Origin of the sequence: Euzebya pacifica (assembly GCF_003344865.1) — a bacterium.
In the GTDB taxonomy this organism is placed as follows: domain Bacteria; phylum Actinomycetota; class Nitriliruptoria; order Euzebyales; family Euzebyaceae; genus Euzebya; species Euzebya pacifica.
Genome location: NZ_CP031165.1, coordinates 1,497,216 through 1,511,518 on the forward strand (window position 1 = coordinate 1,497,216; position 14,303 = coordinate 1,511,518).

14 protein-coding genes are annotated in these 14,303 nt (G+C 72.0%); 11 read left to right on the forward strand and 3 right to left on the reverse strand.

What is annotated here, in order from left to right; all coding sequences use genetic code 11:
• Position 1 precedes the first annotated feature (1 nt).
• A complete protein-coding gene (locus DVS28_RS06155) occupies positions 2–1,057 on the forward strand; it encodes a M14 family metallopeptidase (protein ID WP_114590678.1) in 1,056 nt (351 codons plus the stop codon).
• Positions 1,057–2,448: a WS/DGAT/MGAT family O-acyltransferase gene (locus tag DVS28_RS06160; protein WP_114594025.1), complete on the forward strand. Its 1,392-nt coding sequence runs from the start codon at positions 1,057–1,059 to the stop codon at positions 2,446–2,448. Before DVS28_RS06155 ends, DVS28_RS06160 begins: the two co-directional genes overlap by 1 nt.
• A gap of 12 nt (positions 2,449–2,460) precedes the next feature.
• On the opposite strand, the gene DVS28_RS06165 is transcribed toward DVS28_RS06160, so the two are convergent.
• From DVS28_RS06165 to DVS28_RS06175, 3 genes are all read right to left on the reverse strand, one after another.
• Positions 2,461–2,961 (reverse strand): NUDIX domain-containing protein, encoded by a 501-nt coding sequence (locus DVS28_RS06165; RefSeq protein ID WP_114590679.1) that lies wholly within the window; start codon positions 2,959–2,961, stop codon positions 2,461–2,463.
• A gap of 117 nt (positions 2,962–3,078) precedes the next feature.
• The gene (gene mca, locus DVS28_RS06170; RefSeq protein WP_114590680.1) at positions 3,079–3,963 is read right to left on the reverse strand and encodes a mycothiol conjugate amidase Mca; all 885 of its coding nucleotides are present in this window, start codon (positions 3,961–3,963) and stop codon (positions 3,079–3,081) included.
• Between the two features lie 107 nt (positions 3,964–4,070).
• Positions 4,071–4,901, reverse strand: a complete 831-nt coding sequence (locus DVS28_RS06175; protein ID WP_114590681.1) for a competence/damage-inducible protein A — start codon at positions 4,899–4,901, stop codon at positions 4,071–4,073.
• Positions 4,902–4,943: 42 nt separating this feature from the next.
• Here DVS28_RS06175 and DVS28_RS06180 point away from each other — a divergent pair, with 42 nt between their 5' ends.
• The 9 genes from DVS28_RS06180 (at position 4,944) to DVS28_RS06220 (ending at position 14,193) form a co-directional block, all read left to right on the forward strand.
• On the forward strand, positions 4,944–5,810 hold the full coding sequence (locus tag DVS28_RS06180; RefSeq protein WP_114590682.1) for a hypothetical protein: 867 nt from the start codon (positions 4,944–4,946) through the stop codon (positions 5,808–5,810).
• Between the two features lie 35 nt (positions 5,811–5,845).
• Positions 5,846–6,862 (forward strand): hypothetical protein, encoded by a 1,017-nt coding sequence (locus DVS28_RS06185; protein ID WP_114590683.1) that lies wholly within the window; start codon positions 5,846–5,848, stop codon positions 6,860–6,862.
• Between the two features lie 141 nt (positions 6,863–7,003).
• Positions 7,004–7,657, forward strand: coding sequence for a biliverdin-producing heme oxygenase (locus DVS28_RS06190; protein WP_114590684.1), 654 nt, complete (start codon positions 7,004–7,006; stop codon positions 7,655–7,657).
• Positions 7,654–8,706 (forward strand): hypothetical protein, encoded by a 1,053-nt coding sequence (locus DVS28_RS06195; protein WP_114590685.1) that lies wholly within the window; start codon positions 7,654–7,656, stop codon positions 8,704–8,706. The genes DVS28_RS06190 and DVS28_RS06195 overlap by 4 nt, the downstream gene beginning before the upstream one ends.
• A complete protein-coding gene (locus DVS28_RS06200) occupies positions 8,703–9,707 on the forward strand; it encodes a heme/hemin ABC transporter substrate-binding protein (RefSeq protein WP_114590686.1) in 1,005 nt (334 codons plus the stop codon). The genes DVS28_RS06195 and DVS28_RS06200 overlap by 4 nt, the downstream gene beginning before the upstream one ends.
• Positions 9,704–10,792 carry a FecCD family ABC transporter permease gene (locus DVS28_RS06205; protein ID WP_114594026.1) on the forward strand — a complete coding sequence of 363 codons (1,089 nt, stop codon included), beginning with the start codon at positions 9,704–9,706 and terminating at the stop codon, positions 10,790–10,792. The genes DVS28_RS06200 and DVS28_RS06205 overlap by 4 nt, the downstream gene beginning before the upstream one ends.
• Positions 10,789–11,631, forward strand: a complete 843-nt coding sequence (locus DVS28_RS06210; protein WP_114590687.1) for a heme ABC transporter ATP-binding protein — start codon at positions 10,789–10,791, stop codon at positions 11,629–11,631. The genes DVS28_RS06205 and DVS28_RS06210 overlap by 4 nt, the downstream gene beginning before the upstream one ends.
• A gap of 74 nt (positions 11,632–11,705) precedes the next feature.
• Positions 11,706–13,079: a cell wall-binding repeat-containing protein gene (locus tag DVS28_RS06215; RefSeq protein WP_114590688.1), complete on the forward strand. Its 1,374-nt coding sequence runs from the start codon at positions 11,706–11,708 to the stop codon at positions 13,077–13,079.
• Between the two features lie 544 nt (positions 13,080–13,623).
• On the forward strand, positions 13,624–14,193 hold the full coding sequence (locus tag DVS28_RS06220; protein WP_114590689.1) for a hypothetical protein: 570 nt from the start codon (positions 13,624–13,626) through the stop codon (positions 14,191–14,193).
• Positions 14,194–14,303: the final 110 nt, after the last annotated feature.

Below are 14,303 nucleotides of genomic sequence, written 5' to 3' on the forward strand. Positions count from 1 at the left end.
GGTGCTGTTCCACCACATCGAGGACGACGACGCGATCTGGGACCTCGTCGCCGGTCGGTCCGACGAGGAGGTGCTGACCGCGCTCGACGGCAAGCCTGCGCTGATGCACCTCGAGGGTGACCTGCCGGGACCGCACCGGATGATCTCGGTCATGCTGCACGGCAACGAGGACTCTGGCCTGCGGGGGCTCCTTGCCTGGCTGCGCGACAAGCCCCGCCCCACCCACCCGCTGTGGCTGTTCATCGGCAACGTCCGTGCGGCCACGGAGGACGGCTGGTTCGCCCACCGGTACCTGCCGGACCAGGAGGACTTCAACCGGGTGTGGGGCATCCACCCGGTGTCGACCCGGATGCGCCGGTGCGCGGCAGAGGTGCTGGAGATCGTGACGGCCCACCCGCTGGAGGCCGCGATCGACGTGCACAACAACACCGGCGACAACCCCCTCTACGCCATCGTGCCCCGTCCGCTGGAGGAGACCTACGCGCTGGCCGGTGCGGTGTCGGACGTCGGCCTGCTCTGGGGCACGCAGGAGTTCACGCTGATGCAGGCCCTGGAGCCGTACTGCCCCGCGATCGCGGTGGAGTGCGGCATGGCCGGCGTGCCCGAGCACGGTGACCTCGCCAAGGGCGTCATCGAGCGGTTCGTCGCGATGCGGCATGTCGACCCGACCATGCCCCGACCACCCCACCTGTTCGAGGTGCGGTACCGCGTCGAGGTCCGCCCCGAGGTGGCGTTCGACTTCGTCGACGACCTCGACCCCGACGAGCTGGACTTCGCGATCGTGCCGGGGCTGGACCGCAACAACTTCGGGATGTTGCTGGCGGGCGTGCCGATCGGGAAGATCCTGCCCGGCAGCGACCTGCCGCTCGTGGTCACCGACGTCGACGGCAACGACGAGACCGAGCGGCTGTTCGACGTCCGTGCCGACGGCACCGTCGTGACGTCGGAGGACATGGTTCCCGCGATGATGACGCGTACCCACCTGCAGACACGCCGCGACTGCCTGTTCTACGTCGTGCGACGGCGTCCAGAGGCAGGAGGCAAGCCGTGGGCCTGATGCCCCTCACCGATTCGGGGTTCCTCGACGTGGAGGGCCGCGAACGCCCGATGCACGTCGGCAGCCTCGCGTTGTTCACCCCGCCACCGGGTGCGGGGCCGGCGTTCGCCGGAGACCTCTACCGGCGGGCCATGGCCACCCAGGAGGTCTCGCGGCGCCTCCGCATGAAGCCGGTCCGCAAGGGGGGCGTGGGGCCCTGGGAGTGGCAGGAGGACGACGCGATCGACCTCGAGTACCACGTCCGGCACTCCGCCCTGCCCCACCCGGGTCGGGTCCGCGAGCTGCTGGCGCTGGCCGGACGGCTGCACGGCACCCTCCTGCACCGCAGCCGCCCGTTGTGGGAGTCCAACGTCATCGAGGGGCTCGAGGACGGCCGCTTCGCGGTCTACACCAAGATGCACCACGCACTCGTCGACGGCGTGACCGGCATGAAGCTGCTCCAACGGTCGTTGTCCACCGATCCCGACGAACGCGACCTGCCGGCGCCGTGGGCTCGCATGGACCCGCCACCGCGCACCGCGGACCCGGGGGAACCGACGGGGCGGCCGAACCCGTTGCGAGCGGTGTCTGGAGCTGTCTCCGGCGTGGCCTCCGGAGCTCGTGAGGGCGTGCGTGCGGTGACCGGCTCCTCCGAGGCAGCCGTGCGGACGCTGTGGCGGTCGTTCTCCGAGGAAGCCTCCCGCATGCCGTTCCAGGCGCCGCGGACCATGTTCAACGTCCCGATCAGCGGCGCCCGACGGTTCGCCGCCGACGGCTACGCCATGGATCGCATCCGCGCGGTCCGAGACGCCACCGGTGCCACGCTGAACGATGTCGTCATGGCCATGTCGGCCGGTGCGCTTCGTCGCTACCTGCTGGACCTCGACGCGTTGCCGGACGACCCGCTGATCGCGGCCGTGCCCGTGTCACTGCACGGCGAGGGGTCCGGTGACGGCAACAACGTCGGCATCGTGCTGTGCAACCTCGGCACCCACCTGGCTCGCCCCGAGGAGCGGTTGGAGCTGGTCCGCGAGTCGATGGACCGCGGCAAGCTGACGCTGAAGGGCCTCAACCAGCTGGGCACGCTGATGCTGTCGGCGATGAACTTCGTGCCAGCTGGTCTGGGCGCCCTGCCGTTCGACCTCGACGCGCTGCGCCGGCCGGCGTTCAACGTGCTGATCTCCAACGTGCCCGGCCCCCGTCAGCCCCTCTACTTCAGCGGGGCCAGGCTGGACGGGCTGTACCCGATGTCGATCCCGACCGACGGCCTGGCGCTCAACATCACCGTGACCACCTACGACGGCGAGCTGCAGGTGGGCCTGACCGGTTGCCGGCGGACGGTGCCGCACCTCCAGCGGCTGCTGACCCACCTCGACGACTCCCTGGCGGAGCTGGAGGCGATCGGCGGCTGACCGTCGTGTCGGTCAGCCGGTCAGGATGCCGGCCAGGCCCTGGGGTTCGACGAGGTCCTGGAGCTCGGCGTGGTGCAGCCGGCGGGTGGCAACGTCCATCAGGCGTGGCCAGGTGCGGCGCAGCCGCGGGTGCAGCGGCAGCCGCTCGGCCGACTCCCGGGTGACCCAACGGGCGCCGGCGATCTCCCATCCGTCGGGGCCGTCGGCGCGGATGGGCACGCACGCCGGGGTACGGGCGATGACGGTGTGGAACGCCCATCGCGGGGTGACGATGTCGGTGACCGTGCCGAGGACCTCCAGCGGCGGGACGTCGCCCAGCTCCTCGGCCACCTCCCGCAGCGCCCCGTGGACGGGGTCCTCACCGGCCTCCAGCGCGCCGGCCGGCACACTCCAGGTGTGGGGGTGGGTCACCGCGCCCGATCGGAGGGCGAGCAGTGCTCGAGGGATGCGGTCGCCGACAACCATCAGCAGGCCGGCGGCGCCGTGCGGTCCGTGCAGGTGCAGGTCGTTCACGCCAACGAGACTGCATCGTCCGGGTGCGCTCGTGGGGGATGTGACCCGACCGGAACCAAGTGTTCGCCGAGCGGTCCCCGGGCCGTAACCGGAGCGGTCAGGAACGAGGCGGTCCTGTCAGGGACGGGTGACGGACAGCCCGGCGAAGAGGTCGTCCTCGGGCTTGTCGGTCGCGACCTCGCTGTGGGCCAGCCGGAAGTCCTCCCACGGGTAGATCTCGGCGACCAGGTCGTCGGGCACCTTGAACCAGTTGCCCGTCGGGTCGACCTGGGTGCGGTGGGCCCGCAGGGCCTGGCCCCGGAGGCCGACGTACTCGCTGACGTCGATCGACGTCGTGATCCGCTCGGCGCGGGAGGTGTCCCAGCCGTCGATCCACTCACGGAACGGCGACTCGATGCCCCGGACCTCGCACTCGGCCTGCAGCATCGTCAGCCGCCGGTACGTGAAGGTCATCTGGTAGTAGACCTTCGACGCGCGCCAGGCCGGCCCCGCCTCGGGCATGAACGACGGGTCCGCCGCCGCCCGCCATGCCGCCATCGTGGCGGTGTGGGTGCGGATGTGGTCGGGGTGGGGATATCCGCCCCGCTCGTCGTAGGTCACGAGGACCTGCGGACGGGTCCGGCGGATGATCGGCACGACCCGCTCCAGCACGTCGGCCATCGGGACGTTGTAGAAGCAGTCGTCGGTCAGCACCGACCCGTCACCGTCGAAGTCCTTGACGTAGCCGGAGTCGGGGAAGCCGATGTCGAAGTGGTCGGTCACGCCGAGCAGTCGCAGGGCCTCCGCCAGCTCCCCCTTGCGTACCTCGACGAGGTTCTCGAGCACGTCGGGCTCGTCGGCCATCGCCGGGTTGAGGATCTCGCCCTGCCCACCGTCGGTGAAGGTCAGCACCGACACGCGGTACCCCTCCTTGGCGTAGCGGGCCATCGTCCCGGCGCCCTTGGAGGACTCGTCGTCGGGATGGGCGTGCAGGAACATCACGTGGGGTTCGGAGGCGCGCATCGGCGCACAGGGTAGCGGGCAGCAGCCGACCGAGGACCCCTCGGAGCTCGTGAGGAGGCCCGCAGGGAGGCGTCTCGGGTGCCTGCGAATCGAGCCAGCTGTCCTGTTCAGTCGGTCCAGCGGGCCGCCCAGGCCGTTTTGAGCTCGTTCGCGCCGGGGTCGTCGTCCAGCTCGTCGAGGTAGGCGCGCACGACCGCGCCGGCGGCCTCGACCTTCCCGCGTTCGCCCTTCAGCCGGATCGTGCACTGCTTGCCCGGGTAGGAGCCCAGGTGCACGTCGGGGAACTCCGCGACCAACCGGTCGAAGACGGGATTCAGCGAGGACTCCGGGTAGCCGTGGGTCATCTCGACCACGTGCTGCGGCGTGCCGACCCCTGCCAGCAGCTCGGGCACGATCCCGTCGCTGTAGATCCGCTTCAGCTCGCCGGGGATGCCCGGCAGGATGACGATCGTCACACCCCCGTCGGCCAGCCCACCATCGACGTCGAGGGCCACCCCCGGGGCCACCCCCCGCGCGCCCTGCAGCAGGTAGGTCCCCTCGGGCACCCGGGCCATGCGACGCATCGCCCGCTCGTGGTCGGCGGTCACGGTCGCGCCGGTACCGGCCGTCCACTCCAGCGCCAGCGTGATGCGGTGGTCGATGTCCTCGTTGACCACCAGGCCGCGACCGAGGGTGGCAGCGACCGCCTCCATCGTCAGGTCGTCGGGCGTCGAGCCGATGCCGCCGGAGGTCATGATCAGCCGGGGTCGGCTGCGGCCGAGCTCCATCCGCAGGCCCTCGTCGATGGCGGCCATGGTGTCGGGCACGGTCTGCACGCGGTCCAGCGGGATGCCGTGGGTCTGCAGCTGCCCGGCCAGCCAGTGGCTGTTGGTGTCGTGCACGAAACCACCGAGGATCTCGTCGCCGATGACGACGATCGAGGCGCGCAGGTCCGACATGGATCACAGCATGGCACGCCACGCGCACTACGCTGCGGCGCGATGTACATGTCCACCGACGACGCCCGCAGCGACTTCTTCCTGGCCGCGGCCGTGTACGTGATCGGGCCCACCCTGCTCAGCGCGGTCCTGCGCAGCACCGGCGGGCTCCTCAACGGCACGGTCGGCCAGTGGCTCCTCGCCGTCGGGGTTCCCGTGCTGCTGATCGCCGCCATGCCGCTGTACCTGATGCGGTATCGAGACGAGAGCTGGTCGAGCCTGGTGCGCGGCTCCGGCGATGCCGCACCGCTCGGGCTGGCCCTGGTCGCCCCGGTGGTCGTCGGGGTGCTCCTCGGCGACCTGATCGCCGGTGGCGGCCTGGTCGACGGCCTGACCGGCACCTTCCAGGATCCGATCATCCTCGTGGGCCGGGTGCTGCGCTGGCTGTCCATCGCCGTGCTGGCCGTCTTCCTGTGGCGCCGTGCGGAGTACGCCTTCCGATCGATCAGCGAACGCATGGAGGTGCTGGTCACCCGTGCCGCCGCGGCCACGATCGGCGCCTCCGTCGTCGCGTCGCTGCTCCTGCTGCCCCGGGTGTCCACCATCGGGTTCGCCATGGCGCCGCTGGGCTTCGCCGCGGCGTGGTTCCTGGCCACACGGCTGGTCCCCGCGGTCGGCATGGGGGAGCAGTGGCAGGTCTACGCCCCGCTGATCACGCTGGCGCTCGGACCGCTGGAGATCTTCGCGCTGCTGACCGATCCGCTGGACTTCCTCGTCGGGCTGCGCACCGCGGGCATGGTGGCGGGTTTCGGTCTGCTGGCCGTGATGGGCCTGTCCGCCGGCAAGGGCCCCCGCATGCCGCTGGTCATGGCGGCAGCGTTCGCGCTGCTGACCAGCGTGCCCGTCTTCGGGGCGTCGCTGGGCCTCTAGCAGCCAACGGCCGGCAACGTCCCTACTGTGGGGACATGCCGAACAGGACGTGGATGCTCGGCGTGGCCGTGGTGTTCCTCGCCCTCGCAAGCGTTGCCCTGTCCGAACCGGCTGACGAGGGGCCGCGCTGGATGCTCACCGGCGACGTCGGCACCAAGATCCTCGACGCCGGTCGGCAGCACACGCTGACCATCGACCGCCTCGACGGCGAGCTGCTGCGCCTGCACGGGCCCAAACCCCAGGCCGCGCCACCCGCGCCGGGGGAGGAGCTCGCGGCCTTCGCGGGGCTGTCGACGTGGATCGACACCTACGACACCGACCTGACGCCCGCCCAGCAGGTCGACCTGGCCGCCGCCAACGGGGTCCAGGCGATCTACCTGCAGGTCTCGCGGGAGTCGACCAACGGCGCCCTGCACGACCACGAGCGGCTGGCCGAGGTCATCGAGCTGGCCCACGACGCCGGGCTGCGCGTCATGGTGTGGACGATCCCCGAGTTCGAGGACCCGGACACCGACCTCGCCCGCGCCAAGGCCGCGATGGCCTTCGTCACGCCACGCGGCGACCGGCCCGACGCCTTCGGCCTGGACATCGAGGTCGACGACCTGGCCGACGTCGGCCTGCGCACCCAACGGGTGCTCGAGCTGTCCGCCGAGCTGCGCAGCTGGGTCGGTCCGGACTACCCGATGGCGGCGATCGTCCTGCCGCCCATGCAGCTGGAGGTCAACACCACCTGGTGGCCGGGCTTCCCGTATGCGGAGCTGGCCGAGCACTACGACGTGTTCGTCCCGATGAGCTACTCCAGCTATCGCGGCACCGACACGGTCATCACCCACCAGTGGAACCACGACAACGTCGTCCGGTTGCGTCAGCTGGTCGGCGACCCCGACCTGCCGGTGCACCTCGCCGGCGGCATCGCCGACCGGCTGCCGGAGGTCGAGACCTTCGTGCGGGCCGCCCAGGACACCGGGGTCATCGGTGCCGGCCTGTACGACCTGCGCACGACCCCACCAGCGGCCTGGGCCGCACTGCAGGCGCTGCGAACCGACGGCTGAGGTCGGGCTCGGATCACGCCGCTTCGACGTCGAGGACGCGAGTTCCTGCTGTCCGACCGGACGCGATGGGGTTTCGGTGATACTTAGGTGTCCTTTACCTTAGTTCGAGTCACGCGTCCCCCTCGCCCTGGGAATCACTCGATGTCCACCACGAAGTCCGTCGCCGATCCGTTCTCGGAGGTCCTCCGCCAGGAGACCCTCGACGCCCACCGCGCCGCCGAGCGTGCCCCGTTCGTGGGGGCGTTGATGGGTGGCCAGCTCGGGGGAGAGGCCTACGTGGACTTCCTCGCCCAGCTGTATCGCGTCTACACCGCCCTCGAGGAGTGCGCGGAGATCGTCGCTGAGGACCCGATCGCCGGGGACTTCCTCGACGCACGCTTGCTCCGGGTGTCGGCGATCGAGGCCGACATGGAGGCCCTCGTCGGGCATCGCTGGCGTGCCGTCCTGCCGTCGGCGGTGGCGTCCACGACCGCCTACGTCGAGCGCATCTGGACCGCCCCCCAGGAATGGCCCAGCGCGTTCGTGGCCCACCACTACGTCCGGTACATGGGTGACCTGTCCGGCGGGCAGATCATCGCCCGGATGCTCGCCACGAACTACGGCTTCGGACCCGACAAGCTGTCGATGTACCACTTCGCCGACGTCAAGGGCCCCGTGGTCAAGGCGACCTACCGCGACCGGCTCGACCGGGCGCCGTGGAGCGAGGACGAGCGCCAGCGCATGGTCGAGGAGTCGATCTTCGCCTACGAGTTCAACGCGCGCATCTTCGACGATCTGGGCGCTCGGTACCTGTGAGCACGCTGTTTGTGCGCACGGTGCCCGTGCGCGCCTTCCGGACGCGGGCGACCGCGCGCGTCGCCGCCGTGCTCCTCGTCGGGCTCGGGCTGGCCCTGGTCGCGGGAACGCCAGCCCACGCGGCACCGCGCATCGACGTCACCCCCGACAGCGACCTCGACCCGGCCGGCCAGGTCGTCACGGTGCGCGGTGAGGGGTACGACACGACCAAGGGCATCTACGTCGCCTGGTGTGTGGTGCCGCCCCCCGGTCAGGTGCCCTCGCCCTGTGGCGGCGGCGCGGACCAGGACGGCACGTCGGGCTCCTCGGTCTGGGTGTCGTCCAACCCGCCCCCGTACGGCGTCGGCCTGGCCCGGCCCTACGGGCTGGGTGGCACGTTCGAGGTGGACGTCGAGGTCACCCGCTGGATCAACGACGAGGTCGACTGCCTCGTGACCGCGTGTGCCGTGACGACCCGCAACGACCACACCCGGACCAACGACCGGTCCCAGGACGTCTTCTACCCGGTGTCGTTCCGTGCCGAGCCGACGGCCGAACCGACCCCGCGTTCGACCCCGGCGCCCCAGCCCACCGCTCCCGCCGAGCCATCGACGGCACCACAGCCCACGCAGCCGGCGCCGTCCCAGCAGCCCCCGGCATCGACGCAGCCTGCCCCCACGCAGCCCGCGTCGACACCTACCGAACCGTCCAGCCAGGCGACCTCCGCGTCGAGGTCGACCGTCCCCGCTGCCACGCCGACCCCGGGCAGCACCACGGCCCCGCTGGGCGACGCCACTCCCGAGCCGCTGGTCCCCTCCGCCGATGGCACCACCGTCCCTGATGACACGGCCGGCACCGGGACCACGACGACCGCCGCGCCCCCAAGCGCCGACGCCCCCGCCCTCGCCGAGGGTCCTGACGGCGGTCCGGCCGCCGGTGACGACGACGCCGCGCTTGCCTCCACCACAGGCGCGGAGGCGCCGAACCGCGGCCCGCTGATCCTCCTTGCGGCGTTGCTGACCTCCTCCACCGGTGTGGCGGCGATCCGACAGAAGCGGCAGGAACCGTGACCCGCTGGCTGTGCGCTGCGCTCGCGATCCTCGCCCTGCTGACCGGCTGCTCGAGCGGCACATCGAGCCAGCCCCTTGCCGATGCGGCCGCCGACGCGACCGAGCCCGGTCGCGACGTGCCGCTGGTCGACGAGCCGTTGCCGGTCATGCCTGCGCCCACGCCACAGCTGCCCGTCACCGTCGAGTCTGCTGACGGGCCCACCGTCGAGGTCGCCGACGTCTCCCGCATCCTGCCGCTGTCCGGTGGCGTGGCCGAGGTCGTCTACTCGCTGGGCCTGGGCCAGGCGATGGTCGGACGGGACGAGCAGGCCACCTTCGCCGAGGTCGCCGACCTGCCGGTGGTCACCGACGCCCACTCCGTGTCGGCCGAAAGCGTCCTGTCGCTGCAACCGACCGTCGTCATCGGCGACACCCTGACCGGGCCGCCCGAGGCGCTCGACGCCATCCGCGGCGCCGGCGTCCCCGTCGTGCTCGTCCCCGAGGCGTGGACGCTGGAGGACATCTACCCGCGGATCCAGGCGGTCGCCGACGCCCTCGGGGTCACCGGTGCGGGGGCCGAGCTGATCGACGCCACCCGACAGCGCGTGGATGCGGCCGGCGCACAGCCGCTGGAGCCGGCACCCACCGTCGCCTTCCTCTACCTGCGGGGGACCGCCGGGGTCTACCTGTTGGGTGGCGACGGCTCCGGCGCCGACGCGCTGATCGAGGCGGCGGGCGGCATCGACGCCGGGTCCGCCCTCGGCCTTGCCCCCTTCACCCCGCTGACCAGCGAAGCGCTGGTCTCCGCCGCACCCGACGTGCTGCTGATCATGTCCCGCGGCCTGGAGAGCGTCGGCGGGATGGACGGCCTGGCCGAGGTCCCCGGCATCGCCCAGACGCCGGCCGGGGCCAGCGGCGACGTCATCGTCGTCGACGACGGCCTGCTGCTGTCCTTCGGCGCCCGAACCCCCGCCGTGGTCGAGTACCTCGCCGGACAGCTCCAGGGGTGGGCCGCCCCGTGACCGCTGCCGCCCCCACCGCCGCCTCGTCGACGCGACGTCACCCGGATGTCCCCCGGCTTCGCCTGTCCGGCCGGAGCCTGCTTGGCCTGCTCGGGCTGCTGTGCGTGGCGGTCACGGTCGCGGCCATCGCCGCGGGGGCCTTCGAGGTCGGGACGGCCGACGTCGTGCGCATCCTGGCCGACCCGTTCACCGGCAGCGCTGCTGACGTCGACCCGATCGCCCGCGACGTGGTCCTGCAGATCAGGCTGCCCCGTGTGCTGCTCGGCCTGGTCGTCGGCGCCGGACTCGGCACGGCGGGCGCGCTGCTGCAGGGGATGTTCGGCAACCCGCTGGCCGAACCCAGCATCATCGGCGTGTCCGCCGGGTCCGCCGTCGGCGGGGTGTTCGCCATCGCGCTGGGTGCGACCGCAGCCGGCATCTGGGTGCTGCCGGCCGCCGCGTTCGCCGGCGGGCTGCTGACCACCCTGCTGGTCTACGCCGGAGCCCGATCCGGCGGGCGCACCGAGACGGTCACGCTCGTCCTGACCGGCATCGCGGTCAACGCCATCGCCGGTGCGCTGATCGGCCTGGCGATGTTCATCTCCGACGACGCCGAGATCCGCTCGATCACGTTCTGGTCCCTCGGCAGCGTCGCCTCGGCATCGTGGCGCAGCCTGCTCGTCGCCGGACCCCTGGTGCTGATCGGCCTGCTGGTCGCGGGACGCTTCGCCCGGCCGCTGGACCTGCTGGGCCTGGGGGAGGGGCCCGCCGGCCACCTCGGGGTCGACGTCGGCCGGCTCCGCCTGCAGCTGATCACCGTCGTGGCCGTCCTCACCGCTGCGGGTGTGGCCGTGTCGGGGATCATCGCCTTCGTCGGGCTGGTCGTCCCCCACCTCGTGCGGCTGCTGGCCGGCCCCGCCCACCGGACCGTCCTGCCCGCGAGCGCCCTCGGCGGGGCCATCGTGCTGACCGCCGGCGACATGCTTGCCCGCACCATCGCCGCCCCGGCGGAGATCCCGCTGGGTGTCCTCACCGCGCTGCTGGGCGCTCCTGTGTTCCTTGTGCTGCTGCGCCGGACCCGCCGCCAGCAGGGAGGCTGGGCATGACCGCCGTCGTCACGGACCGTTCGGTGGCCGATGGGGGCACCCCGCACCGGACCCCTCGCCCAGCCGTCGGCTCGACCGTCCTCGCCCTCCGGTCGGTCGCCATGACCCGCCGGGACCGCACCGTGCTGGACGACGTCTGCTTCGACGTCGCCGCAGGTGAGCTGGTCGCCGTCGTCGGAGCCAACGGGGCCGGCAAGTCCACCCTCCTCCACGGCGTTGCCGGTGACCTGGCCGTGTCGTCGGGGTCCATCGAGCTGTGCGGAACGGCGCTGACGTCACAGCGGGCCCTCGACGCCGCACGCCACCGGGCGGTCCTGACCCAAGACGCCACCGTGGCGTTCCCGTTCTCCGCTCGTGACGTGGTGGCCATGGGACGTGCGCCCTGGCACGGCACAGCCGCAGCTCGTGCAGACGACGCGATCGTCGACTGGGCCATGGACGCCGTCGACGTCACCGACATGGCGGCCCGGTCGGTCACCCAGCTGTCGGGTGGCGAGCGTGCCCGGGTGATGCTGGCCCGCACCCTCGCCCAGGACACACCGCTGCTGCTGCTCGACGAACCCGTCGCGGCCCTGGACCCCCATCACGCCGACCGGGTGCTCGCGGTCCTCGCCTCCCGTGCCCGGGCCGGTGACGCCGCCGTGGTCGTGCTCCACGACCTGACCGCCGCCGCGGCATGGGCCGACCGGATCGTGCTCCTCGCCGACGGCGGGGTGCTCGCCGCCGGCCCACCCCGAACGGTCATGACCCCCGAGCTGCTCGGTCGTGCCTACCGCGCACCGATGGAGGTCATCGCCCACCCCGAGACCGGCGCGCCGATCGTGCTGCCGGCCCGCTGAGCGCCGGCGACCCTGCCGTCCGTCCCCACCCGCTGATCGTCGTCCTGCCGCCCGACCCCGAGGTCCTCCACGCCATGTCATCCCGATCCTTGCTGCCCACCCGCCTCCTGCTGGTGCTGGGTGTGCTCGCCCTCCTCAGCGGCCTGGTCCTGCCCGCCGTGGCGCAGGAGGAGTTCAGCCTGACCGTCGCACCGACCGTCGGGTTGGCCGAGACCGACACCGTCAGCGTCACGCTGGCCGGGACACCGTCCGGTGAGGGCCTGTACGTGCGCCAGTGCATCGCCCCCGTGGGGGAGGAGCGGCCGACCGTCTGCGACGGCACGGGATCGTGGGCCACACTGCCCGCCGGCCTGCCCGGGACGCCCGACGGATCGCTGCAGCCGTCGCAGGGCACCTTCGACTTCCCGGTCGCCCAGGCCTTCGGTGACGTCGACTGCACCGTCGTGCAGTGCGGCATCTTCACCCGACGCGACCACAACGACCCGGGCGACACCTCCCTGGACCGATGGGTGCCGATCACCTTCGCCGCCGGCGTGCCCGGGGGCGCGCGGGCGGTCGAGCGCGTGCAGGGCAGCGACCGGTTCACCACCGCGGCCGTGGCGTCGGGATCGTTCGAGGCGTCGTCGGTGGCCTTCGTCGCCAACGGCACTGGGTTCGCCGACGCCCTCGCCGGCGGCCCGGCAGCGGTCATCAACGGCGCCCCGTTGCTGCTGGTCGAGGCCGACACCGTGCCCCCCGCCACGTCGGATGCACTGACCGCGTTGGCTCCCGAGCAGATCGTCCTGCTCGGTGGCGAGGGCGCGATCAGCGCTGCCGTCGAGCAGGAGCTGGCCGCCATCGCGCCGACCTCCCGCCGATCCGGGGTCGATCGGTGGGCCACCGCGGCGGCCGTCAGCGCGGCGGCGTGGCCCGACGGGGCCACCGATGTGCTGGTCGCCTCGGGCATCGACCACCCCGACGCGCTGTCCGGCGGCGCCGGGGCCGGGATGCTCGGGTCGCCGCTGCTGCTGGTCGCCACCGACACGGTGCCCGAGGCGACACGGGCGGAGCTCGAGCGGTTGTCCCCCTCGCGCATCACGATCCTCGGTGGGCAGTCGTCGGTGTCGGCGGCGGTGCAGCAGGAGCTGAACGGCATCGCGCCGACCACGCGGATCGCCGGGACCAGCCGGTTCGACACCGCCGCGACCGTGGCCACGACCCTGTGGTCCTCGGGGACCCGTCGAGCTGTCGTGGTCAACGGCGAGGGCTTCGCCGACGCCCTGTCGGCGGCACCCCTGGCCGGGCTGTACGGCGGGCCGGTACTGCTGGTCACCCGTGACACCGCGCCGCAGGAGACCCTGGATGCGCTCGACCAGCTGGGCGTGACGACCGTGACCGTCCTCGGTGGCCCGGGTGTGGTCAGCAACGCGGTGCTGGAGGCCCTTGTCGGCGGCGGCGCGTCGCAGTAACCTGCGTTCCACAATGCGCCTGTAGAGCACCCTTCCGACCGCCACCACGGCTTTCCGTGTCGCGCGCGTCGTCATGGGTGCTCGTCGCGTTTTCGCGCGAATCGTCGGTGGTGTCGGTCTGCTGTTGTGGGCTCGGACCGCTGTCGCGCGAGGCCGAGGGTGCTGCGCGCGCGGAAAGCAGGAGAGGAATCGTCCATGCCTGCCTCGTTCAACAACCGCTCGCGCCGTCCCGCCCCGACCCCACGTCGTCCCGCCCGCCCGTCCAACGGACCCGGCGGACCCAAGGGGCCACGCGGAAAGGGGCCGAAGCGGCCGCCCCCGCCGCGGCCGGCACGTCGCCACCCCGGCCGTCACGGCCAACGCTAGACACCTGACCAACGCCGGCCGCCCCTCCCCGGGGCGGTCGGCGTGTCGTGCCCCGATCGGCGTAACCAGTCGTCCTTCTCGGGCGGGGGTTTGTCCGCAACGGGCGTCTTGGCCGGAGAAGATTGGCAAGCCATGCCGACCTCATCGAACAAGAACTCGACATCCCTATTCTTACCCGATGACCCCCCGCACCCTGCTCGTGGCCGCTCTCCTGGTCGGGACCTGCGCCTGTGCAGCCCCCGACCAGGGGGCCCAACCCGATCCATCCAGCCCGCCGTCCACCGAGACGACCCAGTCGACGGCCTGTCCTGACCGTGAACAGATCGAGGATTTTCTGGGCAGCGATGACGCCGTCCTCTTCGGTGAAGACGAACCGGTCATCAACCCCGACGCTGCGCTTGCCGTGCAGCTGGACTCGACCAACGTCATCCGCTTCACCATCACCAACACCGGGGCTGCCCCGATTGGCGTAGGTCGGGCCGGCTTCCTTCATGACTGCTCAACCGGTGAGTGGAGCATCATCGTCACCGACCCCGACCCCGACGGCGCCACCGCCGGGCGGATCGAGCCCGCTGGTACCGCGGTGGACATCGAAACGGTCAACCGGGAACTTCCCCCTGGAGAAGAAGGTGGACCATGGTTCGTCGGGCCCGTCGGGGACGCCACAGCGTCTCGCGTGGCGGCCATTGCACTGGTGGATCCGGAGTCCGGCACGTCGTTGGGCTACGTCACCGCCGAGTTCAACTGATCGACACCGCCTGGCCGGCCTCTACCTCCGGCTCGGCGTGACCAACCGAGACCAAGCCGTCGCCTTCGCCGCGCGCTACGGCGACCTCCCGCAGGTCCCGTAGAGCACCC

Coding starts and splice junctions, on each gene's coding strand:
- DVS28_RS06220 (WP_114590689.1), top strand. CDS start 13,624: ATGACCCCCCGCACCCTGCTCGTGGCCGCTCTCCTGGTCGGGACCTGC.
- DVS28_RS06185 (WP_114590683.1), top strand. CDS start 5,846: ATGCCGAACAGGACGTGGATGCTCGGCGTGGCCGTGGTGTTCCTCGCC.
- DVS28_RS06215 (WP_114590688.1), top strand. CDS start 11,706: ATGTCATCCCGATCCTTGCTGCCCACCCGCCTCCTGCTGGTGCTGGGT.
- DVS28_RS06160 (WP_114594025.1), top strand. CDS start 1,057: ATGCCCCTCACCGATTCGGGGTTCCTCGACGTGGAGGGCCGCGAACGC.
- DVS28_RS06210 (WP_114590687.1), top strand. CDS start 10,789: ATGACCGCCGTCGTCACGGACCGTTCGGTGGCCGATGGGGGCACCCCG.
- DVS28_RS06180 (WP_114590682.1), top strand. CDS start 4,944: ATGTACATGTCCACCGACGACGCCCGCAGCGACTTCTTCCTGGCCGCG.
- DVS28_RS06175 (WP_114590681.1), bottom strand. CDS start 4,901: ATGTCGGACCTGCGCGCCTCGATCGTCGTCATCGGCGACGAGATCCTC.
- DVS28_RS06190 (WP_114590684.1), top strand. CDS start 7,004: ATGTCCACCACGAAGTCCGTCGCCGATCCGTTCTCGGAGGTCCTCCGC.
- mca (WP_114590680.1), bottom strand. CDS start 3,963: ATGCGCGCCTCCGAACCCCACGTGATGTTCCTGCACGCCCATCCCGAC.